Genomic DNA, 22,303 nt, shown 5'->3' with positions numbered 1-22,303 from the left:
GGAACACCGCTGCCGACGCCATACCACACCACCATTCCACCGACAGACCACTAGCTAGGAGGGCCTCATGGCAATCGACGTAGCGACCGACAAGGTCGAGCGGGCTGAGACCACCCTCTTCCGGCGTCCCCGGCTTACCTACGGATTCTGGTCGTGGATCACCACCGCCGACCACAAGAAGATCGGCCTCATGTACGGCTACACCGCCTTCATCTTCTTCCTCGCCGGCGGTATCGAGGCCCTGCTGCTCCGGATCCAGTTGGCGGGCCCGGACGGGGCATTCCTGACCGCGGCCGAATACAACGGCCTCTTCACCACCCACGCCGTGACGATGATCTTCCTCTTCGTGATGCCGATCTCGGCAGCTTTCTTCAACTACCTGCTGCCCCTGATGATCGGCGCCCGCGACGTGGCCTTCCCCCGGATGAACGCGGTGAGCTTCTGGATCTTCCTCTTCGGGGGCCTCTTCATCTACTCGTCCCTCATCTTCGGGACCTCCCCGCCTCCGGTGGGCGGCAGCCTCCCGGGTGGCGCCGCCGACGCCAGCGCCCTCGGGTCGATCCCGAACAGCGGGTGGTTCATCTACGCCCCCAACAGCGGCGCCACCTACTCCCCCGGCACGGCGGTCGACTACGCGGCCCTGGGACTGCAGATCCTGGGCGTAGCCTCACTCATCTCGGCGGTGAACTTCATCGTCACCATCCTCAACATGCGGGCCAAGGGGATGCGGCTCCTCAGGATGCCGGTGTTCGTCTGGATGACCCTGGTAGTGGCGCTGCTGCTGCTCTTCTCGCTCCCCATCATCGCCATCGCCCTGTTCATGCTCACCTTCGACCGGCAGTTCGGGACGTTGTTCTTCGTGGCGGAAGCCGGTGGCGATCCCATCCTCTGGCAGCACCTGTTCTGGCTATTCGGGCACCCCGAGGTGTACATCCTGATCCTGCCGGCCATGGGCATCGTCTCCGAGACCCTGCCGGTCTTCTCCAAGAAACCGCTCTTCGGTTACCCGGCGGTGGTGTTCGCCGGCGCCGCCATCGCCTTCCTGGGCTTCGGGGTCTGGGCCCACCACATGTTCTCCTCCGGTATTCCCACTGTCGCCCAGGCCGCCTTCGGGTTGTCCACGATGACCATCGCCATTCCCACCGGGATAAAGATCTTCAACTGGCTGGGAACCGTCTGGGGAGGCAGGGTGCGGTTGACCACGCCCATGCTGTTCTCGCTGGGCTTCGTGGCCCTGTTCGTCATCGGGGGCCTGTCGGGGGTCACCCATGCCGTGGTCCCGTCCGACTGGCAGCAGACCGATACCTACTACATCGTGGCCCACTTCCACTACGTGCTGTTCGGGGGCGCCCTCTTCGGTCTCTTCGCCGGCATCTACTACTGGTTCCCCAAAGTCTGGGGCCGCATGTACAACGAGGCGCTGGGCAAGTGGCACTTCTGGCTGATGTTCATCGGCATGAACCTGACCTTCGGTCCCATGCACTGGCTGGGACTGCAGGGCATGGTGCGGCGGACCTGGGTCTACCCCGAGGAGGCGGGCCTCGGCGCCGGCAACTTCGTGGTGACCGTCGGCGCCTTCGTCATCGCCGTCGGGGTGCTGGTCTTCATGATCAACTGGAGCTACTCGAAGCGGCGGGGTCGGGTAGCGCCCAATGACCCGTGGGATGCCCGCACCCTGGAGTGGACCATGCCCTCCCCAACTCCCGAATACAACTTCGCGGTGGAGCCGACCGTCACCTCCCTGGACGACTTCTGGCACCTCAAGTATGACGAGGACGAGGAAGGCCGGGCGGTGCGCAAGGAGAAGGCGGATGAACTGGTCGACGAGCTGATCCGCTCCAACGGCAACCCCGACCACGAGATCCACCTACCGGCGCCCTCGTACTTCCCCTTCATAGTCGGGCTGGGCATCATGTTCATCGCCTACGGGATCATGTACCACACCCACCCGTGGGGCATCCCCATGCTGGCGGCAGGGGCCTTCGTCGCCATCGGCGCGCTGTTCGCCTGGGGGTCCGAACCGCTCGAGGAGGTCCATGACGAGGAGCACGGCGACCACGACGGCGACGCGCACGAGGCGAACACCGGACAGGCGATGAGCGAGGGAGACGTCTGATGGCGGACATCGCCCACGGCCACGAGGAGGGTGGGGGCCACCACCAGCTGACCGGCATCGACAGCCGCAAGCTCGGAATGTGGGTGTTTCTCAGCTCGGAGTTCCTGTTCTTCGGCGCCCTGATCAACAACTACCTGCTGTTCAAGGGCCGTGACTTCGGGCCGGGAACCCTGTATCCCGTCGAACTCTACGACATTCCGTTCACGTCGATCAGCTCGTTCGTCCTGCTGATGAGCTCGCTGACGATGGTCCTGGCTCATTCGGCGCTGGCGCGCGGCGATCAGGACCAGACCAAGACATGGCTGTTCGCCACCGCCTTCCTGGGAACGGTCTTCGTCTCCGGCCAGTTCTTCGAGTTCGCGGAGTTCATCCTCCACGGGTTGAAACTCAACATCAACCCGGCCGCCAGCGCCTTCTACATGCTGACCGGATTCCACGGGCTCCACGTGGTTCTCGGGATCCTGATGCTGCTGGTGCTGGCCTTCAAGTCGATGCGCACCGGCGGCCTGTCCGAGGCCGAAGGGCTCAACGTCGAGTTGGTAGGCTTGTACTGGCACTTCGTCGACATCATCTGGATCGTCATCTTCGTGCTCGTCTACCTGATCCAATGAGAGAAGCAGGGCATTAGGAATGGCCGGCGGCGCACACCATCCCCAGCCTCGGCAGTACGTGATGATCGCCATCGTGCTCGCGGTGCTCACGGCCGCCGAGGTTGCGCTCTTCTACCTGGAGGCCGGCGTGGACGCCATCGGCCAGTCCCTGACCGTCCCGGCCCTTCTGATCCTGAGCGCCCTCAAGTTCTACCTGGTGGTTGCCATGTTCATGCACCTCAGGTTTGAAAAGCGACTGCTGTCCCGGTTCTTCACCTCCGGCGCCATCCTGGCGGGCGCCCTGTACTTGATCACCCTCGCCGCGCTGGGCGCAGTCGTCCTGTTCTAGGAGGGTACTGAAAAATGTCCAGTTGGCCCGAGACCCTGTGACGAAACTCCTGCTCACGACATCGCGGGCCAACCCATCCCCGTCTTTTTCAGCACCCTTCTAGGGCTGCCAGTTGCCGGTAGCCAACTACTGGCCGGTATTTACACTGGCCTTATCCCGAGCGACACCCCCGATGAAACGCCCCCGAGCCACCACCACACGGCCTGATGGATCACTGAGATGATCCCGGCCTGGCACCCCCACTTCGACGTGTGGGCCTTCGTGTTCGTGGTCGGCTTCTGGTACGTGTACACCATCCGCCGCATCGGTCCCTACCTGGAGGTCGACGGACCGCTGGTCACCCGGGGCCAGGTGGCCCTCTTCGCCTCGGGGCTGGCATCGCTATGGGTGGTATCGGATTGGCCCTTCCACGACATCGCCGAACAGCACCTGTTCCTGTTCCACATGATCGAACACATGACCCTGGCGCTGGTGTCGGCCCCGTTGATGATCGCCGGGACACCGGCCTGGATGCTCCGGAGGATCTTCACCAACCCGCGCTTCTTCAGCGTCCTTCGCCCGCTCACCCGACCGCTCGCGGCCTTCTTCGTGTTCAACGGCATCCTGGTCGGCATCCATTGGCCCGAGATCGTGAACCTGATGGTCACCTCCGGCATCTACCACTTCGCCATTCACGCCCTGCTGATGGCGGCGGCCGTCGTGATGTGGATTCCGGTGCTGAGCCCGGTGCCGGAACTGAAGCGGCTTACCCCTCCGCTACGCATGCTGTACCTGTTCGCCCACTCGTTGCTGCCCACCATCCCGGCCTCGTTCCTGACATTCGGAAGGGAGCCTCTCTACCGTTTCTACGCCGAGGCGCCTCGCCTGTGGGGTATCGACGCCATCACCGACCAGACCCTGGCCGGGCTGGTGATGAAGCTCGGCGGCGGCGCCATCCTCTGGGGTGTCCTGGTGGTGGTCTGGTTCCGGTGGTATGCGTACGAGCAACGCTGGGAAGCCCTGGAACGGGAGCTTCGCAAGGGATCATGAAGTACGTTGCGGCGCTGGCGGGTCTGCTTCTGTTCCTTGCAGCCTGCGGCGACTCCGGCGACACACCCTCCCTCGAGACCGTCCAGGGAGTGGTCCTCGAAGTCAACGGCGACCTGGAAGCCATCGAGTCGTTCGTGCTACGGACCGACGGCGGTGAGGTCATAGAGATCGTTCCGGCGCCCGATGGCGACTTCCGCTTCCCGCTGGCCCATCTGTACGATCACCTGCGTACGTCGGAACCTTTGTTGGTGGGATTGGACCGGTCGGCGGATCCGCCCCTGGCGGTTTCCATGAGAGACGCCCACAGCTCAGCCTGGCACGCCGGCGACTCCCATGTGGATACCACATCCGCGCCCGCTGCCTCGGTGGTCACGGCGCCACCGGCTCCCTCCACCACGACCGTTCCGCCGACCACCGAAGCCAATCCGCCCGGAGTGGTGATCGACCTGACGATCACGGACGGCTCGGTGGAGGGGGGCGTTCGGCGCGAGGCGGCGCGAGTCGGACAATGGGTGACGCTCCGGGTGAGCGGGAACACCTCGGACGAGGTGCATATCCATGGCTATGACCTCTACATCGAACTGGTCGAAGGCCAGGGCCGACTGACCTTCGAAGCATCGATTCCCGGCGTCTTCGAGGTGGAGCTGGAACGAACCCACACCCTGGTCCTCCAGCTGGAGGTGTCTTGACCCGGGCCCGCCTCGCAGCCTTGCCCGTGGCGGCTGTGCTGCTGCTGGCCATGGCGACGCCTGCCCGCGCCCACGGACTGGGCGGCCGTCTCGATCTACCGATCCCCATCTGGCAATTCGCCTGGACGGCCGCGTTCGCGGTCCTCGTCTCGTTTGCCGTGCTGGGCCGCTACTGGACCTACGCCCGCCTGGCGCCCGCCTCCCGCGGTGTCCGCTTCCCGCGCGGACTGGAGTCGGTGGCGCGAGGTCTCCTGCCGATCACGCGCCTGATCGGGGTGGCGATGCTGGCGGTGACCATCCACGCCGCCTTCAGGGGCAATCCTGACGTGGCTTCCAACCTGGCGCCGTTCGCGGCCTTCGTGCTCGTATGGGTGGGAGTGGCGGTGGCGTCGGCCTTCGTAGGCGACCTGTGGGCCGCCGTCAACCCCTTCGCAACCCTGGCCGACCTGAGCGGGCGGATCCGCCGTTCGGATCGTACGGGAATCGAACCGGAGCCGGCGCGGGGCGGGGAACCGATCTCGCTCCTCGGAATGGTGGTGTTCCTCTGGATGGAACTGGCATACCACCAGGGCGCGGCGCCCCGGACGATCGGCGCCTACCTGCTGCTCTATGCGATCGCACTCGTAGCGGGGGCCGTGCTCCACGGACCGGCCTGGGTCCGGCAGGCTGACGGCTTCTCCGTCCTGTTCCGCACGATCAGCGCGCTGGCGCCCCTCCACAAGGACGCCGGCGGAACTTTGCGGCTCCGGTACCCCGTGACCGGGCTGGCGCGGATGCGCATGGGCCCGGGAACGGTGCGGCTCGTTCTGGTGGTCATAGGCGCCACGACGTTCGACGGCTTCTCGCGGAGTTCCTTGTGGCTCGACATCGTCTCCAACCGGTCCGGGTGGGAACTGACCGCCGTGAACACCGGCGGGTTGGTATTCGGGATCGGCGTGGTGATGGCGCTGTACCGCGTGGCCATCGCGGCCATGGCCCGGATAACCGGCGAGCCCGAGTACGAGTTGGGCGACCTTTTCGGGCCCTCCCTGGTCCCGATCATGGTGGCCTACACCGTGGCCCACTACTTCAGCTTCCTGGTCTTCGAAGGGCAGAACCTGATCAGGCTGGCTTCGGACCCGTACGGGCTCGGATGGAACCTGTTCGGTACGGCCCAGTGGCGTGTCGACTACACGATCCTGTCGACCGGCACCATCGCATGGACCCAGACAACTGCCATCGCCATAGGTCACATGCTGGCGGTGCTGGTGGCCCATGATCGAGCGCTGGAGAGGTTCCCCCCGGAGATGGCGGTCCGGTCCCAGTATCCGATGCTGGCGGCGATGATCGTCTTCACCATCGGGGGCTTGGTGCTGCTGCTCGGTTGAGGGAGCCGCCCTCCCGTGTCAAGGAGGGTTACCGGCTCGCCGGATCCGTGATGACGTATTCCAGAGCATGCCCGGCGGGCTCTCCGGCTCCCCCCTCGTCGCCCTCGCCCGACAGCGCCGCCGCGATCAGCGCCAGCATGGTCAGCACTACCCCGACACCGGCCGCCGCCACCAGGAACTCTGCCTTGGTGACACGCAGGTTGGGACGCGATGACATCAGCGCCGCGAAACCGATCGTTCCGATGGAAACCAGGATGGCGATCAGCGGAGCGAACGCTGCATAGCGAAGCAGCAGGGACCCGAAGGCAACCACGATCACCGCGATCACCAGCGTCGCGAGCACCGGCATGGCCAACCCGTCGGTGAGGCGCTTCCGGACCTCGCGGGCCTCCTCCGCCTCGGTACCGGACAGGGCGGCCGGCTGCGCCATGGCCTGGCCGAGCCCGCCGATCAGCGCGCCCAGCGCCGTCCAGCCCAACCAGGTCCACATGATCGAGAGGGGACTGACGGCAAGGAGTTGCGTCCCCGACAGGGATGCCTCGCCGGTGGCATAGAGGACGCCTCCGAACGCGGCGCCCACCACCAGACCCAGGAAACCCCCCGAGAACACCGAACCGACCCAACCGGTCTCGGTGTCGAAGGCCGGTGACCTGAAGCGGCCCATCCCCCGCGAGGCCACGTTGATGATGGCGCCCGCCACCGTCCAGACCACTGCGGTGGCAGCCACGTAGGTCCAGGTGACCTCACCGGCCGGAGCGCCCGCCGCCGTTGTCTGCGAAAGCCGGGTCAGCATCAGCGGCGCCATCGCCGCGAACGACACCAAACCGAGCACTGCGCCGAAGCCGGCTCCCACCTTGGCGCCCAAGCGAACTCGATCTGCCAACGGCGCCGGATCGACCGGCTCGATCTCTTCCTCCTCCTCGACGACCTCGACCGCGGCAACGGCTACCGGCTGGAGCGCAGGCTGCGGCACGTCGCCAGGGATCGGATCTACCGGCGCCGGTGCCGGCGCCGCAGGAGCTTCGGTCTCTGCCACGACCGGATCGGATGCCGGAGGTGGAGCCGTAGGGGCCAAAACCGCCCCGCCGGACCAGGCGCTCAACACCTCATCGACCGTTATCCCCTGTGCCGCCGCGCGAGCCTCTGCCGATCGCTCCACCAGATGGTCGGGAGCGCCTCCCAGTATCTCGCCGATAGCGGCCACACGTGAATCGGACATCGGCGGGAATCTTAGTGGTCTGCCTTTCTGGTTGCTAGTTGCTAGTTGCTAGTTGTTAGTTGTTCGCCTTAATTATTCATGGATAGGGGTTTGAAGGATGACAGAAGCGAGGGCTTACGGGCTCTTGACTTGGGGAGCAGAGCTATCCGCAGCCCCTGCCTCGGCTTGGCGAAACATTCACCGCCGGATGAGGAGTGGCCGCCTCGCATATTTGGAGGTTGAGGTGGCCTGATGCGCATCGGTGTGCTGAGAACATGATTAATCAGGGTTAGTAGTGAGTTAAAGCTAGAAACTAGAAACTACCGACTGGCAACTAATTATCCGGAGGCGCGGATCGGTGGTTCCCGTCCTGGCGCCGCGCCTTGGCCCGCCTCTCGGCCCACATGATCAGGACTATCCCCACCAGCGCGATCGAAAAGCCCAGAACGGTGTCGTAGGGATGGTGGGCCAGCAAGGTCACGAGGGACACGATCACAACGCTCTCGAATCGATCTCCGCTGAGCCCGAGGGATCGCAAACGGCCCCGCTAGCTCATCGTCCTAGTGGTCTGCCTCCGCAACAGCCAGGGGTGCTCTGGCTGTCATCGACGCCCCGTCACTGCGTTCCGCTTCCTCAACGTACCGCTGCGGGTACGCCTTCGTCAGCGGGCCTTGCGAGGAACGCCGCTGCCGACGCCAGACCACACCGCCGTTACGTAGACAAACCACTAGCGTAGAATACCCGGACGGCGTTTATGGCGAGGACATCAACACCCATGAGAGCGCACTCGAGGATCGTGATCCTTGTACTGGTCGGGGCCCTGCTGCTGACCGCGTGCGGCGGGGGCGATCCCGACATCACCGTTTACCGGGACGCGGAGAATCGGTCCCTCTTCGAACTGCCCAAGAATTGGAACCTCTACCGGGCCGACGAGTTGTCCCAGATCGCTCCGGTGCCGTTCGTGCCGGACATCGGTGGTTACCGGCCGATCAGCTTCGTGGCGTTCGACGGCGCGGCGGGACGTGACCTGAACAACCTGTCCCTCGATGCGGCAACCTCCCCGTTCCCGGTGGGAGCCCAGATAATCCGCCAGATCAGCCCGGAAGAGAAGGACCTACTCTCACGCCGCTTGATGGCGGTCTCGGCCTACGACGTCACCAACCCGGGCCAGGGAGTGGAGATCGACACGTGGGACTTCACGTTCGGGAGGGATTTCGAGGGCATCGGCGCCACGGTGGGGCTCACCGCCCAGGATGGGCAGAGCCAGGGACTCGTCTACGTGCTGGCCGTCACCAATCCGCAGGCCACCGAGCTGTACTCGATGGCGGCGGGTTGCTCCCTGGAATGCTTCGCCCGGGAGGGTGAGCATATCGTGGCGGCGGTCGAGTCGTGGATCGTGAACACCCGCCGATAAGGAAGCCGATTATGAAGACAGACGTCCGCAGGCGCTCCCCTACGTGGGATCGCATCAAGTTTGTGGTGCTGATCCTGTTCTTCCTCGGCATCCTGATCAGCGCCAAGGTCACCGCCCCGTTCACCACATTCGGCCAGGCCTTCGGGGACACCTGGAACGAGACATTCGGTCGGGTGCTGATGATCGCCCTGCCCATCGAGTTGCTCCGCCAGATCCACTACTACGTCTCGGAGAAGTGGGCCCGCTACAACCGGTTCTGGGCCCAAGGGTTCTTCGGGGGGATGGAACGCCAAGCTCACCGACGCCTCAAGCCGTGGACCCGCTTCCGGCTCGGCCGCTACGTCCGGATCCTGATCTTCCTGCTGATCCTGGGCTCGGTGGTGGACTACTTCGTGGCCGACGTGAACGGACCGGTCGAGGCAGTGATCCAACTCCCCCGCATCCTGGCCCGCAACCTGCAGCAGTTCATCATGTTCCTGTTCTATCCCCTGTTCCTGATCATGCAATTCGCCGCCCTCTTCTGGTTCCTGTCCCGAGGGGGCGTCGACACGATCATGCCGGAGGAGATAGAGACCCGGTACTCCGATGTCTGGGGTCAGGACCATGTACTCGAGTTGGTCCGGGAGAACGTCGGGTTCCTCGAGAAGCCGGATGAGATCGAGGCCAAAGGTGGCTACGTGCCCGGTGGAATCCTGCTGTGGGGCCCTCCGGGAACGGGGAAGACGCTCATCGCCGAGGCCACCTCGGGTGAGGTCGGCCTCCCCTTCGTCTTCGTCGATCCCGGCGCCTTCCAAGCCATGTTCATGGGGGTCGGCATCCTGAAGGTGAAGGGTCTGTTCCGGAAGCTCCGCAAGCTGGCCCTGCGCCATGGGGGCGTGGTGGTCTTCTTCGACGAGGCCGACGCCCTCGGTAACCGGGGCGCCCTCGCCCAGGGAGGAGGACCGCCACAACCCACCACACCGCTCAGCGCCGGGATGGGCTGCAACGCTTCCCTTTACCTGAGCCCGCAGTCCCTCAGCATCATCGAAGGGGATGCGGCCCGGACGAGCCCGGCTTCCGGCGAACCGGAAGGGCTTCCCGGAACGTGGATCAACCGAGTGATGATGATGGGCGGCGGAGGCGGCGGTATGGGTACCCTCCAAGCCCTCCTGACCGAGATATCCGGGTTGAAGAAGCCTCGAGGGATCACCAACAAGGCCCGGAAGGCGCTCGGGATAAAGCCCAAGCCTCCACCCAAGTACCGCATCTTCATCATGATGGCCACCAACCTCCCCAGCGTGCTCGACCCGGCGCTGCTACGTCCGGGACGGATCGACCGTATCTACAAAGTCGGATTCCCGACCAAGGAGGGCCGTGCTCGCACGTTCGAGGGCTATCTGGCCAAGGTCAGCCACGACATCACCGACGAACAGATCGAGGAGCTCGCCGCCAAGACTCCGTACTACTCCGGCGCCAAGATCAAGGACCTGGTCAATGAGGCCCTCATCCTGGCCCAGCGAGCTGACCGCGACATCATCGGGTGGGATGACATCTGGAAGGCCAAGACCCTCAAGGAAATGGGCCCGGCCGAAGGTTTCGAGTACGTGGAGCGCGAAGAGTTCGCCGTCGCCATCCACGAGTCCAGCCACGCGGTGGCCGCCCACCTTCTCAAGTCCCACGCCAACGTCGATGTCGCCACCATCGAGCGCCGCGGTGATGTCGGCGGCTTCGTCTCATACATCTCCCTCGAGGACCGGTTCGTCCAATGGAAGACCGAGTTGGAGGTGGACATAAAGGTGTCGCTGGCCAGCCTTGCCGGAGAGCGCATGTTCTTCAAGGGCGACAACTCGATGGGGGTGGGGGGTGATCTCCGGAACGCAACCACTATCGAGAGCCGCATGATCGGGGTCTGGGGAATGGGCGACAACATCGCTTCGAGCGCCGGTATGCCCCGCCACGCACTCGACCAGCCGCCCGACCCGAGTGGCGAGATAGCCAAGACCATGGCCTCCCAGGTGGAGCGGAGGCTTCAGCGGCTCTACGACGAAGTCTACGAGATGCTCGAACAGCACAAGGCGGCGGTGTTCAACGTGGCGGTCTGTCTCCAGGAGAAGAAGACCATCTCGGGTGACGAGGTTGCCGAGATCATCGGCCTCGAAGCAGGGGTGATAACCAAGGAGAATCCCGTCGGCTTCGCAGCGGTAAGCGTGGAGGATCATCGGTCCGCCCTAGGTCTGGCCGCTCCGGAGGACGTGGAAGGCAACGGAGGCCTCCCGGTCACAGCCCCGGCACCCGAGGCCGTAGGCGCCGAGAAAACCGAGTAGCCCGGCTCCGACTAGTGGTCTGTCTGTGTAATGGCGGTGTGGTATGGCGTCGGCAGCGGTGTTCCTCGCAAGGCCCGCTGACGAAGGCATACCCGCAGCGGTACGTTGAGGAAGCGGAACGCAGCGACGGGACACCGATGGCAGCCAGAACACACCTGGCTATTGCGCAGACAGGCCACTTTCGCGTCTGTCTGTGTAATGGCGGTGTGGTATGGCGTCGGCAGCGGTGTTCCTCGCAAGGCCCGCTGACGAAGGCGTACCCGCAGCGGTACGTTGAGGAAGCGGAACGCAGCGACGGGACACCGATGGCAGCCAGAACACACCTGGCTGTTGCGGAGACAGACCACTAGCCCAGGCTCCTGCCTTCTATAGGCACGTGCCGGCATCCACGAGAAATCAGGCGGGTGAGCTCGGGGCGGTTCACGTCAACCAGGAACACCTCGCCGTCACGCACCTCCACGATGTGCTCTCCATCCCCTACCGGAAACGCCGTACGCAGGCTGAAGGCCTCCTCAGCCGTATATGACCTGAGCAGGGTGTGCTCGCCGTTGCCCAACGACCACAGGACTATCTGCGGAACCTCGATATCGACCAGGTAGATGAGCGAGTTGTCGTCGTACCAGCCGGTCACACCGTCGGTGGGGAAGAACTGATCGATGCCGGGCGGACCCACCGTCCCCTCGCCCTCCTCGTCCACCAGGTAGTAATTGAACAGCTCTGTTCCGCCGCCGCCTTCCACGTCATACTCGACGAGCGCAACCAGCGCACGATCACCGGAGGGGCTCCGGTAGGCATCGACGGCGGCCAGCGTGTTCCCGGAGTCCGACAGACCCAAGGGGCGGATCCACTCCACCGTCGCCGCGACAGGATCGACCCCGTGAACCGCCGCGGCGGTGTCTCCGGGCCCGGCCTCCGCCTGCCCGGCTATGAGCAACAACCCTCCCACCGATCCGACCACCTCGTCGAATCCGGAAGCCACCACCTCGAGCGGACCTACCGGCGTCTCGTAGACGACCGGCCCGGGATCGATGGCGATCGGCTCCTCGTCACCCACCCGAACCAGGGAGAGAGGCTCCTCGGCTGCCACGGTGTAGATGTCGGAGCCCAACTCCGCCATGTGCTCGGCGGGGTTACCCGGATATGGTGTCCAGACCGCGCCCAGGGGCACGTACCGGTAGATCCCGCCGTCCACGATCACCGGACGGGCCAGCTGGTCGTCGATGACCGCATCGGGAAGGCTCGCCGGCCGGACAGCCTCCAGCCTGGTCTCGGTGATGACGCCGAGGATGGCCCGTCCCGTCTGACCGGGAACCGGAGAAAGGGCAATCGAAACGCTGAACGGGGCACCGACGCGAGTTCCTTCCACAACCAATCGCTCCCCCACCCGCCGGCCCTCGAGCACCTGGAGCAGAATCTCCCGGGAGCTGACCGGCACGCCATCAACCGAGGTCATGATGTCACCCGGCCGAAGCGCACCGGCGGCACCCGTACCGTCCACCACGTCCAGCACCCGCACGCCGCTTCCAACCGCCAGCAGGCAGTCGCCACCGAGCGGGAACATCTTGTCCACATCCGCCGGGTTGACGAGGTCAGGAACGACTTCGGCGGGGACATCGACCGGTGGAAGCTCCGGCGAACGCTGGGAGCAGGCCGAGACCACCATGGCCAGTGCGATGACCGGGACGGCTACACGGAGACGCATCACGCTCTGGAGGGGGCCGACAGGTCGTCCACCGCGAACACGTATTCGTCGACAGGACGGCCCTCCACCAGATGCTCCTGGATGATCCGGTCGAGTACCTCGCCTGCCACGGAGTGGTACCACACCCCGTCCGGGTAGACCACCGCTATCGGTCCCTGCTCGCACACCCGCAGGCAGTCCACCTTGGATCGCAGGATCGTGCCATTGCCCTGCTCCACCCCTGTCGCCGGGCGGGAGAGGTTCCCCCGCCACCCCGGGGGCGCCGAGGCTATGTCGAGCGACTTGGCGGTCCGTTTCAGCCGGCGCCACGCCTCCTTGCTCTCCTCGTAGGTCGAGCAGCGGGGATTCGCTTGCTGGGCGCACAGGAAGATATGGCGTTGCAGACCCCCGATGGAAAGGGCGGAGGCGATCATCCGGAGCCGCTCCGGACCACTGGCCACGTCGGTCATACCACCTCTATCACCGGTTCTCCGCCGGCCGCCGTGAACTCACCTATGACCGTAGCTGCCGGTGCAACCGGCCGGAGCTTCTCCAGCAGCCGTCCCGACCGGTCCGGGGCAACCGCCATCAGCAAGCCGCCGCTGGTCTGAGCATCCGCCAGGATCTTCTGCTCCGTACTACTCCGAGACGTCCTGAGGGAAGTTCGCGCGGACTCCAGGTTGCGCAGGCTACCGCCCGGATACATCCCCGCTTCGATCAGATCGGCTACACCTGCCAGTACCGGAACCGCGTCCATGTCCAGGCGCGCGGACACCCCGGAAACCGACATCACCTCCCGGATGTGGCCCAACAGTCCGTAGCCCGTTACGTCGGTGGCGCACGTCACACCCGCCTCCACCATCACCGCAGAGGCCGGCCCGTTGAGAGCCACCATGGTCTCCACCGCCACGTCGCGCAGGGCGGCGGCGGCCACCCGCGCCTTGAGGGCGGCGGCGACGACGCCCGTTCCCAGGGGCTTGGTCAGGACAATCAGATCGCCCGGTCGGGCGGCGCCGTTGGTGACGACCCGGGCCGGGGAGGCGGTCCCGGTGACGGCGAACCCGTATACGGGCGTCTCGTTGTCGATGGAGTGCCCGCCCGTGATCGTGACCCCGGCTTCTGCCATCACATCGGCCCCGCCGGTCATGACATCGCTCAACGCCTCGAGCGGCAACGCGGACCGAGGCCATCCCACCAACTGGAGGGCCGTCAGCGGCCGCCCGCCCATCGCGTAGATGTCCGACAGGGCGTTGGCGGCCGCGATCCGTCCCCAGTCGTAGGGCTCATCCACGATCGGGGTGAAGAAGTCCACCGTCTGGACCAGCGCGCGGTCGTCGTCCAGGTGGAACACGCCCGCATCGTCGGAGGTGGCGATTCCCACCAAGAGGTCGGAATGGGACGTTGCGTGGTGAGTTCTGAGGGGGCGCAAGACCTGCGCCAGCTCGTCAGCGCCGAGCTTGGACGCTCAGCCGCCACCCGGCGAGAAGGACGTAAGTCGTATCTCGGACATGTCTCACCTCCTTCCACCTTCTTCCGGCCGGACAGTTCCACCCAGGGCCAGGAGTTTGGCACGATGCGGTGCGAACCCTGGCCGGGGGTGTCCCGGCTGGTGGCACCCGGCCGGCAAGAACATCCCAACGGGTATCCTGGCCGGTATGAGCACCCCTGAGACCTGGCTGACGCCTGCCGCGTACCGGAAACTTCAAGAAGAATACGGCATGCTCACCACCGCCGGGCGTACCCGCATCGCGGAGCGGCTCGCCGAGGCGCGGTCACACGGGGACATCCGGGAGAACGCCGACTATGACGCCGCCAAGACCGAGCAGGGCCTAATGGAGGCTCGGATCCGCAAGCTCCGGCATCTGCTCGACAATTCCACCGTCGGCGAGGCCGCCAGCGACGGCACCGTGCAGATCGGCTCGATCGTCACGCTGGTGGACGATGAGGGGTTCGAGGAGGAGTACTTCGTGGCCGTTCCCGAGAACCGGGTCCCCGGCTTCCTGCTGGCCTCACCCGAGGGTCCCCTCGGTACCGCACTGGTGGGCGCGGCGGTGGGTGATGATGTCACCTACGAGGCACCCGGAGGCGTGTTCAAGGTCACGGTGCTCGCGGTCCGGCCCTACGACGGCTGAACGTCGGAGGGTGCTGCATAATGTCCGGTTCGCCCGAAGGCCTCAAATGAACCCCCCGGTCCACGGATCGCGGGCCAACCAATCCCCGTCTCTTTCAGCACCCTCCTAGGGGTCCCCGTCATGCTCCGGCAGCAGGATCCGACCCCGTAGGAGACAGACCGGTGCGGATAAGACTGCCCAGGCCAAGGGAGCTCGCCCAGCGGTTGCGGAGCACCGCCCGGGTTCAGCCGGATGAGGTCGAGCAGTACCTGGACACCCATACCGCCGAGTGGCAGGAACTGGCCAGCGCCGACCCCCACGACGCTGCAGACATCCTCGAGGAACTGGACGCCGACGCGGCCACCGACCTGCTCTCCGACCTCAACATCGCCGACGCAGCCGGGATCCTCAACGAGATGCGCCCCGAGTTGGGCGTCGATGTTCTCGAAGGGCTCAACCTGGCCCGAGCCTCGGACCTCATCGCTGCCATGGATGCCGACATGGCGGCCGACCTGCTCGGACAACTCGACGAGAGCAACCGGGAGCAGGTACTAGCCGGCCTCGATCCTGAGATCTCCCAGGAGTTGCTCGCTCTGCTCCAGCACGCCCCCGACTCGGCGGGCGGGCTGATGACGACCGAGGTGGCGGTCCTGCAGGTGGGGATGACCGCGGGTGAGGCCATCGAACGGCTCCGCCAACTCCACGACCAGATCGAGGACCTCTCGTATGTCTATGTGGTCGACCATCGGCGCCAGCTGGTCGGCGTGGTCTCGTTCCGGGACCTGGTGTTCGCGCGGCCCGGGGTGGGACTAGACGAGACCATGGTGCACCGACCGGTTGCAGTACGTCCCGAAACAGACCGGGAGGAGGTCTCCGAGCTGGTACAACGCTACGGCCTGTTCGGGTTACCGGTGGTCGATCACTCGCGTGTCCTGCTCGGCATGGTCACCCATGAGGCCGTGGTGGACTCGGTTCAGGCCGAGGCCTCGGAGGACTTCGCCGCCGCGATGGGAGCCGGGCCCGAGGAGACGGTGTTCACGCCCGTAGCACGGGCGGCCGGCATGCGCCTTCCCTGGATGCTGGTGAATCTGGCGATGGCGCTGGTGGTAGCGCTGGTCATCGAACGGCAGTCCGCGGTGATCGACGACATCGGCCCGGTCCTGGCCGCTCTGATGCCGGTGGTGGCGCTGATGGGCGGCAATGCCGGGGCACAGAGCCTGGCCGTGGTCATCCGATCGATGGCGATTGACGGCGTCACACCCAGTCGGGCAGGGCGCGTGCTCATGAATCAGGTGGCGATCGGCGTGATCAACTCCATACCCGTCGGTCTGCTCGCTGGAACCGTGGGCCTGGTGTTCGGCGGCACGGTGAACTTCGCCGTCACTATGGGAATAGCAACAGTCGTCAACCTCGTCATAGGAACGCTCTCCGGTACCGGTATCCCTCTGATGCTTCGCAAGTTGGGGCTGGACCCGGCACTGGCCTCGAACATCTTCCTGACGCTGGTGACCGATGTGGTCGGGTTCGGCGGGTTCCTGATGGTCGCCACTCTGCTGATTTGGTAGTTGGTAGTTGGTAGTTGGAAACTAGATATCCATAGCCGGCTGTATCAGTCCGGAACTGGGCCGATCCCAACAGCCGACCCGTGCTATCGACTACCGCCCCAACGTGGGTATCCCTATGCGTGTCCGCCCCACCGACCACAACCTTGCCATCGGCTCGACCTTCCGAGGCAGGACCGAGGCCCTACTCCTCCATGTTTATAACTATGTTGTCCGGTCCGCGGGCCAGGAACTGTTCCGACGGTACGTCGTAGGGGTTTTCCTCGATGTGCCACATGTGGGCAGGCACGAATAGAAAGTCACCTGGTCCGGCCTCTACCCATTCCTTGAAGTCCTCGCCGTAGTAGACCCGGACGTGGCCGGAAATGACGTACGCGGCGGTCTCGGCCTCACCGTGCATGTGGGGCGGACCCGTGTGATTGGGCTCTGAGGTGACGGTGCCGAACCAGATCTTGCTGGCTCCTACCGCTGCCGCGTCGATTGCGGGACGGCGGATCAGGCCGGGAGTCTGTGCCGTGTCGCTTGGCGGCCGGGTGCCGCGGACCACCATCGGGACGGCGCCGGGGATCACCTTCGGGACTATGAGCTCAGTCTTCGCTTCCAAGGTTGGCCTCCTCGTTGGCGTGTGCGCCGCTACCGACGCGGGGTTACCGTATGTTCGCTTCGATGGTTAGTTTACGGGCACTCGCCCCACAGGTTATGAGAATGCGCAGTGAATGTGCGGCTGGGGGCGACAAGAGGGCGGGTCTCGAAAAGTGACTCGTCGGTATTCGCGATCAACCGATTCACAAGTCTTGTCCCGGGAATATGCCCTGCATGCCAAGTTGCGGCCAGGCGGCGGGCGCGGCGGCCTGGTCGAGCCGTTGGTCGAGGGGCAAGCTTTCGTCCCAATAGTGGGCGATCAGGCGCATGCCGTTGATCCCGTCCGACTCCTCTGACGCGAGCCACACTGCGGGCCCGTTCATCACTTCCGGCCGTATGAGGATCGCCCGTTCCACCGCGATGCCATCGGGGATCATGTGGGTGTCGGTCTGGCCGCCGGGGACGAGTACATTGGCGGTTACTCCGGTCCCGTCCAATTCACGGGACATGAGAGCGACCAGCGCCTCGTGGCTTGCCTTGGACGGACCGTAGGGGCAGAAGCCTGGCCGATACATGGTGTCGACGCTGGTCGTGACTCCTATTATCCGGCCCCATCCCTGGTCGAGCATGTGGCCCACTGCCGCCCGGGCCATGAAGAACGATCCGCTGGAATTGACAGCGATTATCCTGCTCCACGTCTCGGGAGTGATTTCCCAAAACTTGGGAAGATTACCGCCGGCGAGGTCCGCAAGGTTCATCGTTCCAGCGTTGTTGATCAGCACGTGGAGCCCGCCGAGCCCGGCTATCGTCTTGCGGACAGCGTCCTCCACGCTTTCGGGGTCTGAGATATCGCAGACCAAGTCCAGGACACAGTCGTCCCCACCGGCCGCTCGCACCTCGCCTGCGGACTGCTCCAGCCACTCCTCGTTGATGTCCAGCATCGCGACGCGTGCCCCGGCCTGCACCAGGGCAAACGTCATGGCGCGGCCCATGCCGATGGGGCTGCCGGCGCCGGTAACGATTGCCACTTTTCCGTTTAGCGGTTTGGGTTGCATGTCGACTTCTCAGTTCGTGTGCGTATTCGAATACTTGACTTGCCGTCACCGATGCTCGAGAAGAGGCGACCAAAGGGCCACCCACGGAATGAGCCCTAATTCAGTTTACGAGGGTGGGACGGCGGCGTGACCCAGCCCAGTCTCGTAAATCTGGACGCGTATGTGTTATCCCTGACCGGTGGGGACCGTGCTCTCGGGCTGGCTGGAGACAATAGGCAGTTGACCCGCTTACTTCAGGACGATGGGCGCGCCCGAATTCGAGTCCGATGTCACCAGAGCAGACGGATCTCGGAGGAGGGAATACGACCCCACACCCCCCACCGAACCCATCGGTGGATCCAGGCTTAACGGTCGGTGCGGTAGGGGTTGAGGAGGTCGGTGAGGGTGTCGCCCAGAAGGGTGAAGACCAGCACCGTAATGAATATGGCACTTCCCGCTCCCAACGCCAGGTACGGATTGGTGGAGACCAGGGTCTTTCCGACCAGCAGCATGGAGCCCCAGGACGGGGCGGGAGGCTGAGCGCCCAGACCCAGGAAACTGAGGGCCGCCTCGGTCAGCACCGCGGTGGCGAAGGTGAGGGTGAACTGCACCAGGATGATCGAGGTCAGGTTGGGCAGAAGCGACCGCTGCATCAGATACACATGACTGGCGCCCAAGGCTCTGCCGGCGGTGATGAATTCACTCTCTTTGAGGGAGAGGGCCATTCCTCGCACCAGACGGGCGAAGCGGGGGATCTGAACTACCCCGATGGCGATGATGGTATTGCGCAGGTTGGTTCCCAGCACCGCCACCATGGCCATGGCCAGGATGATGGGGGGAAACGCCAGCAGGCCGTCGGTGGTGCGCATCATTAAGGTGTCGGTGAGTTTGCCGAAGTACCCGCTGACAACGCCCATCGGAACCCCGAATACCACCGCTATGGCGGTGGAGGCAAAGCCCACGTACAGCGAGACCCGTGATCCGTGGATGAGACGGCTGAAGATGTCCCTTCCTATCGAGTCGGTGCCCAGCCAGAACTGTCCGGTAGGCAACTCGAAGGGATAGGCGACCACTTCGGTGGCGCCGTAAGGTGCCAGGAGATCGGCGAACACCGCCGTCAGCACCAGCAGCGCCACCATGCTGAGCGTGAAGAGGTGAAGGGGATTGCGGACGATCCTCCTCCAGATCTTGCGTCTCTCCGAGAACTGTGCGGCAGATGTCATATCCGGGTTGGTCCTTGTGCGCTCATGAACGGGCGATCCTCGGGTCGAGCCAGGAATAGGTCAGGTCCACCAGCAGGTTGACGATCACGAAGGTGGCGGCCGAGACCAGCACGGCTATCTGAACCACGTCGAACGCCCGGGTGAGGATGGACTGGATCATAAGCCATCCCAACCCCGGCCAAATGAAGATCTGCTCGATAACCACCATCCCTCCCACCAGCAATCCGAAGTTGACGCCCACCTCGGTGACCAGCGGGATGGCGGCGTTCCGGAAGGCATGCCAGTAGTTGACCCGACGCTCCGTCAGGCCCTTGGCGCGGGCGGTGCGCACGTAGTCGGCGCTGAGCACTTCCAACATCCCTGCTCTCATGAACCGGGTCAGCCGGGCGGCGGTCACCGACGCGATGGTGAGCACCGGCATTATCAGTTGACTGAGGTGCTTGACGGGATCTTCTCCAAAGGGAACGTACCCCCCGGGAGGTAGAAGGGGGAACACTTCCGCCAGCAGGATGAGCAAGCCGATTCCCATCACATAGGTGGGCATGCTGAATCCCAGGGTGGTGAACACCCGGGCGATGTGGTCCACCCATGTCCCTTCCCGGATGGCCGAGATCATCCCCAGGGGCACGGCCACAATCACGGCCAGGAGTATGGAGAGAGCAGCCAGTTCCAAGGTTCTCCCCAAGGCGGGAAAGACCAGGCTGGACACCTCGGCGTAGCCGTGAGTAATCGACTTCCCGAAGTCGCCGCGGGCCAGGTTCCCCATCCAGCGCAGGTATTGGACGTGGATGGGGTCGTTGAGGCCCAACTCCTCTCGGAGTGCTTCGTAGTCCTCCGGTGAGGCGTCGAAGCCGAGTGTCATGGCGGCGGGGTCGCCTGGGACCAGCCGGAAGATCACGAACACGGCGGTCGAGACGATCCACATGACCAGGATGCCGTGCAACAGGCGGCGGGCAACGTATCTGGTCATGATCGGGCGCCGGAGTCTTCGGGGCCCGGGTAATGGCAGGCTACCAAGCTGTCGGAGACAGGCGCCAATGGTGGTTCCTGGTCGACGCAGAGTTGGTCGCCTCGCCAGCACCGGGTGCGGAAGCGGCAGCCGGATGGCGGATCGAGGGGATTGGGCAGGTCGCCGGTGAGAATTATCCGCTCCCGGGTCTGTTGACCCTGGGCGGCGGAGATGTCGGGGATCGCCGACAGGAGGGCGATCGTGTAGGGATGCTGGGGGGAGTTGAAAACCGCGTCCCGGGGGCCTTCTTCCACGATCCGGCCGAGGTACATGACCGCCACGCGATCGGAGACTTGGCCCACCACCGATAGATCGTGGGCGATGAAGAGATACGCCAAGCCGAGTTCGGTTTGCAGGTCCTCCAGCAAGTTGAGAATCTGGGCCTGGATGGAGACGTCCAGCGCCGACACCGGTTCGTCCAGCACCAGAAAAGAGGGCTCCAGAGCCAGGGCTCGGGCGATGGCGATCCGCTGTCGCTGCCCGCCGGAGAACTCGTGGGGGAACCGGCGCAGCGAGTCGGGTGGCAACTGGACCAGGGACAGGAGTTCGGGGATCTTTTGGCTGGCCACCGCTTTGGAGATGCCATGGATCCGGAAGGGCTCGTACAGGATCTGGCGGACTCTGAACCGGGGATTCAGGGAGGCGTAGGGATCCTGGAAGACGATCTGCATCTCCTGGCGCAGGGGACGCATCTCTTGGTGATTGAAGTGGGTGATGTCCTGTCCCGCGAAACTCACCATTCCGGCCGAGGGCTCCAGCAGTCGGATGATGGTTCTTCCCAGGGTGGACTTGCCGCACCCCGACTCACCCACCAGCCCCACAGTCTCCCCGGGCTTGATGGACAGGGTGACGTCCTCCACCGCCACCAGGGTGGTGGCCTTCTGGGCGCCGCTGCGGCGGATGTGGTAACTGGTGGTGATGTCCCGGATGTCGAGAATCGGCTTCTGGGCGGCGGCGGTGTTCACGTTGCTCTCCCGGTGAGCCAGGATGCCGCCTCCTCGGTGAAGTGACAGGCTGCCTGGTGTCGGGTTCCCACTTCGGCCAGCCGCGGGGAGTCGGATCGGCAGACCGAACGCTCCCCTCCGACGGCGCACCGGGGATGGAAGGGGCATCCCGGGGGGACGTTGGCCATGTCGGGAGGCTGGCCGGGAATGGAGTAGAGTTTCGTCCTCCTTTGCGTGGTCGAAGGAATGGAAGCCAGCAGTCCGATCGTGTAGGGGTGCCGTGGCCGGGAGAAGATGTCGCCGATGCGCCCTTCCTCCACGATCCGACCGGCGTACATCACTATCACCCGGTCGGCAATCTGGGAGACCAGCCCCAGGTCGTGGGTGATCAGGATGGAAGCCGCCCCCGTCTCCTGGCGGGCTGCCTTGAGGGTTTCGATCACCTGCGCCTGGATGGTCACGTCCAGGGCGGTGGTGGGCTCGTCGGCGATCAGCAGCTTGGGCCGGTTGGCCATGGCCATGGCGATCATGGCCCGCTGGCGCATACCGCCTGAGTACTCGTGGGGAAACTGGTTGTAGCGCCGTTCCGGCTGCGGGATCCCCACCATGTCCAGCAATTCGACGCCGCGCCGGCGGTGATTGGACCTGGAATCGGAAGGATTGTGGGTCCACAGAGCTTCCCGCAGTTGCTCCCCCACCTTGATAACCGGGTTCAGCGAGGTCATGGGATCCTGGAACACCATGGAGATCTCCTGTCCCCGGATCGAGCGGAGGGCTTCCGTGGACAGGGGCAACAAGTCCTGCCCCTCGAAGAGAGCCCTTCCACCGGTTATCTCCCCGGGGGGTTTGGGGATGAGTCCCAGGATGCTCAGCACCGTCACCGTCTTGCCGGATCCGGACTCGCCGACTATTCCGAGGGTCTCCCCGGTGTTGAGGGAGAAGCTCACGCCATTGACGGCATTGATCACCTGATCAGGCATATTGAACCGGACCGAGAGGTTCTCGACGGTTAGCAACGGAACTTGCATCGAGATTGAAGATACCTTGCTGTGCGAGGTTTGGGCGGGAGGAGGGGAGGGGACGCCGGAACGTCCCCTCCTTC

At 64.7% G+C, this 22,303-nt stretch carries 21 protein-coding genes; 10 read left to right on the top strand and 11 right to left on the bottom strand.

Going from position 1 to position 22,303, the window contains the following annotated elements; all coding sequences use genetic code 11:
* Nucleotides 1-67 precede the first annotated feature (67 nt).
* From ctaD to OXM57_10680, 6 genes are all read left to right on the top strand, one after another.
* Nucleotides 68-2,116 (top strand): cytochrome c oxidase subunit I, encoded by a 2,049-nt coding sequence (gene ctaD, locus OXM57_10705; protein ID MDE0353148.1) that lies wholly within the window; start codon nucleotides 68-70, stop codon nucleotides 2,114-2,116.
* Complete coding sequence (locus tag OXM57_10700) at nucleotides 2,116-2,727, top strand: heme-copper oxidase subunit III (protein MDE0353147.1); 612 nt, start codon at nucleotides 2,116-2,118, stop codon at nucleotides 2,725-2,727. Before ctaD ends, OXM57_10700 begins: the two co-directional genes overlap by 1 nt.
* Nucleotides 2,728-2,746: 19 nt before the next feature.
* Entirely contained in the window at nucleotides 2,747-3,055 is a 309-nt protein-coding gene (locus tag OXM57_10695; GenBank protein MDE0353146.1) for a cytochrome C oxidase subunit IV family protein, read from the top strand.
* A 219-nt stretch (nucleotides 3,056-3,274) separates the two neighbouring features.
* Complete coding sequence (locus OXM57_10690; GenBank protein MDE0353145.1) at nucleotides 3,275-4,084, top strand: cytochrome c oxidase assembly protein; 810 nt, start codon at nucleotides 3,275-3,277, stop codon at nucleotides 4,082-4,084.
* Nucleotides 4,081-4,773, top strand: coding sequence for a hypothetical protein (locus tag OXM57_10685; GenBank protein ID MDE0353144.1), 693 nt, complete (start codon nucleotides 4,081-4,083; stop codon nucleotides 4,771-4,773). Before OXM57_10690 ends, OXM57_10685 begins: the two co-directional genes overlap by 4 nt.
* Nucleotides 4,770-6,140, top strand: a complete 1,371-nt coding sequence (locus OXM57_10680) for a fenitrothion hydrolase (GenBank protein MDE0353143.1) — start codon at nucleotides 4,770-4,772, stop codon at nucleotides 6,138-6,140. Before OXM57_10685 ends, OXM57_10680 begins: the two co-directional genes overlap by 4 nt.
* 28 nt (nucleotides 6,141-6,168) lie before the next feature.
* Here OXM57_10680 and OXM57_10675 read toward each other — a convergent pair whose 3' ends face one another.
* Entirely contained in the window at nucleotides 6,169-7,359 is a 1,191-nt protein-coding gene (locus OXM57_10675) for a hypothetical protein (protein MDE0353142.1), read from the bottom strand.
* Nucleotides 7,360-7,672: 313 nt separating this feature from the next.
* Nucleotides 7,673-7,828 carry a hypothetical protein gene (locus OXM57_10670; protein ID MDE0353141.1) on the bottom strand — a complete coding sequence of 52 codons (156 nt, stop codon included), beginning with the start codon at nucleotides 7,826-7,828 and terminating at the stop codon, nucleotides 7,673-7,675.
* A 306-nt stretch (nucleotides 7,829-8,134) separates the two neighbouring features.
* Between OXM57_10670 and OXM57_10665 the strand changes: the two genes are divergently transcribed.
* Together OXM57_10665 and OXM57_10660 are read left to right on the top strand one after the other, a co-directional pair.
* Complete coding sequence (locus OXM57_10665) at nucleotides 8,135-8,752, top strand: hypothetical protein (protein MDE0353140.1); 618 nt, start codon at nucleotides 8,135-8,137, stop codon at nucleotides 8,750-8,752.
* A gap of 11 nt (nucleotides 8,753-8,763) precedes the next feature.
* Nucleotides 8,764-11,055, top strand: a complete 2,292-nt coding sequence (locus OXM57_10660) for an AAA family ATPase (GenBank protein MDE0353139.1) — start codon at nucleotides 8,764-8,766, stop codon at nucleotides 11,053-11,055.
* Nucleotides 11,056-11,401: 346 nt separating this feature from the next.
* Here the strand turns inward: OXM57_10660 and OXM57_10655 are convergent, their stop codons facing one another.
* The 3 genes from OXM57_10655 to selD are packed head-to-tail and all read right to left on the bottom strand — an operon-like array spanning nucleotide 11,402 to nucleotide 14,246.
* Nucleotides 11,402-12,757 (bottom strand): PDZ domain-containing protein, encoded by a 1,356-nt coding sequence (locus OXM57_10655; protein ID MDE0353138.1) that lies wholly within the window; start codon nucleotides 12,755-12,757, stop codon nucleotides 11,402-11,404.
* Nucleotides 12,757-13,206: a (2Fe-2S) ferredoxin domain-containing protein gene (locus OXM57_10650; protein ID MDE0353137.1), complete on the bottom strand. Its 450-nt coding sequence runs from the start codon at nucleotides 13,204-13,206 to the stop codon at nucleotides 12,757-12,759. Before OXM57_10650 ends, OXM57_10655 begins: the two co-directional genes overlap by 1 nt.
* Nucleotides 13,203-14,246, bottom strand: coding sequence for a selenide, water dikinase SelD (gene selD / locus OXM57_10645; GenBank protein MDE0353136.1), 1,044 nt, complete (start codon nucleotides 14,244-14,246; stop codon nucleotides 13,203-13,205). The genes OXM57_10650 and selD overlap by 4 nt, the downstream gene beginning before the upstream one ends.
* A 145-nt stretch (nucleotides 14,247-14,391) precedes the next feature.
* On the opposite strand from selD, the gene OXM57_10640 reads away from it, so the two are divergent.
* Both OXM57_10640 and mgtE read left to right on the top strand, forming a co-directional pair.
* Nucleotides 14,392-14,868, top strand: a complete 477-nt coding sequence (locus tag OXM57_10640) for a transcription elongation factor GreA (GenBank protein ID MDE0353135.1) — start codon at nucleotides 14,392-14,394, stop codon at nucleotides 14,866-14,868.
* A 161-nt stretch (nucleotides 14,869-15,029) separates the two neighbouring features.
* Nucleotides 15,030-16,412, top strand: coding sequence for a magnesium transporter (gene mgtE / locus OXM57_10635; protein ID MDE0353134.1), 1,383 nt, complete (start codon nucleotides 15,030-15,032; stop codon nucleotides 16,410-16,412).
* A gap of 181 nt (nucleotides 16,413-16,593) precedes the next feature.
* Here mgtE and OXM57_10630 read toward each other — a convergent pair whose 3' ends face one another.
* The 6 genes from OXM57_10630 to OXM57_10605 all read right to left on the bottom strand — a co-directional run bounded on the left by OXM57_10630 (nucleotide 16,594) and on the right by OXM57_10605 (nucleotide 22,229).
* Nucleotides 16,594-17,013 carry a cupin domain-containing protein gene (locus OXM57_10630; protein MDE0353133.1) on the bottom strand — a complete coding sequence of 140 codons (420 nt, stop codon included), beginning with the start codon at nucleotides 17,011-17,013 and terminating at the stop codon, nucleotides 16,594-16,596.
* A gap of 181 nt (nucleotides 17,014-17,194) precedes the next feature.
* Nucleotides 17,195-18,046, bottom strand: coding sequence for an SDR family NAD(P)-dependent oxidoreductase (locus OXM57_10625; GenBank protein MDE0353132.1), 852 nt, complete (start codon nucleotides 18,044-18,046; stop codon nucleotides 17,195-17,197).
* A gap of 344 nt (nucleotides 18,047-18,390) precedes the next feature.
* Nucleotides 18,391-19,248 carry an ABC transporter permease gene (locus OXM57_10620; GenBank protein MDE0353131.1) on the bottom strand — a complete coding sequence of 286 codons (858 nt, stop codon included), beginning with the start codon at nucleotides 19,246-19,248 and terminating at the stop codon, nucleotides 18,391-18,393.
* Between the two features lie 22 nt (nucleotides 19,249-19,270).
* A complete protein-coding gene (locus tag OXM57_10615; GenBank protein ID MDE0353130.1) occupies nucleotides 19,271-20,218 on the bottom strand; it encodes an ABC transporter permease in 948 nt (315 codons plus the stop codon).
* Nucleotides 20,215-21,222, bottom strand: a complete 1,008-nt coding sequence (locus OXM57_10610; GenBank protein ID MDE0353129.1) for an ATP-binding cassette domain-containing protein — start codon at nucleotides 21,220-21,222, stop codon at nucleotides 20,215-20,217. The genes OXM57_10615 and OXM57_10610 overlap by 4 nt, the downstream gene beginning before the upstream one ends.
* Nucleotides 21,219-22,229, bottom strand: coding sequence for an ABC transporter ATP-binding protein (locus OXM57_10605; protein MDE0353128.1), 1,011 nt, complete (start codon nucleotides 22,227-22,229; stop codon nucleotides 21,219-21,221). The genes OXM57_10610 and OXM57_10605 overlap by 4 nt, the downstream gene beginning before the upstream one ends.
* Nucleotides 22,230-22,303: the final 74 nt, after the last annotated feature.

The organism is bacterium, from assembly GCA_028820935.1.
Taxonomy (GTDB): domain Bacteria; phylum Actinomycetota; class Acidimicrobiia; order Spongiisociales; family Spongiisociaceae; genus Spongiisocius.
This window is presented reverse-complemented; position numbering and strand designations above follow the sequence as displayed.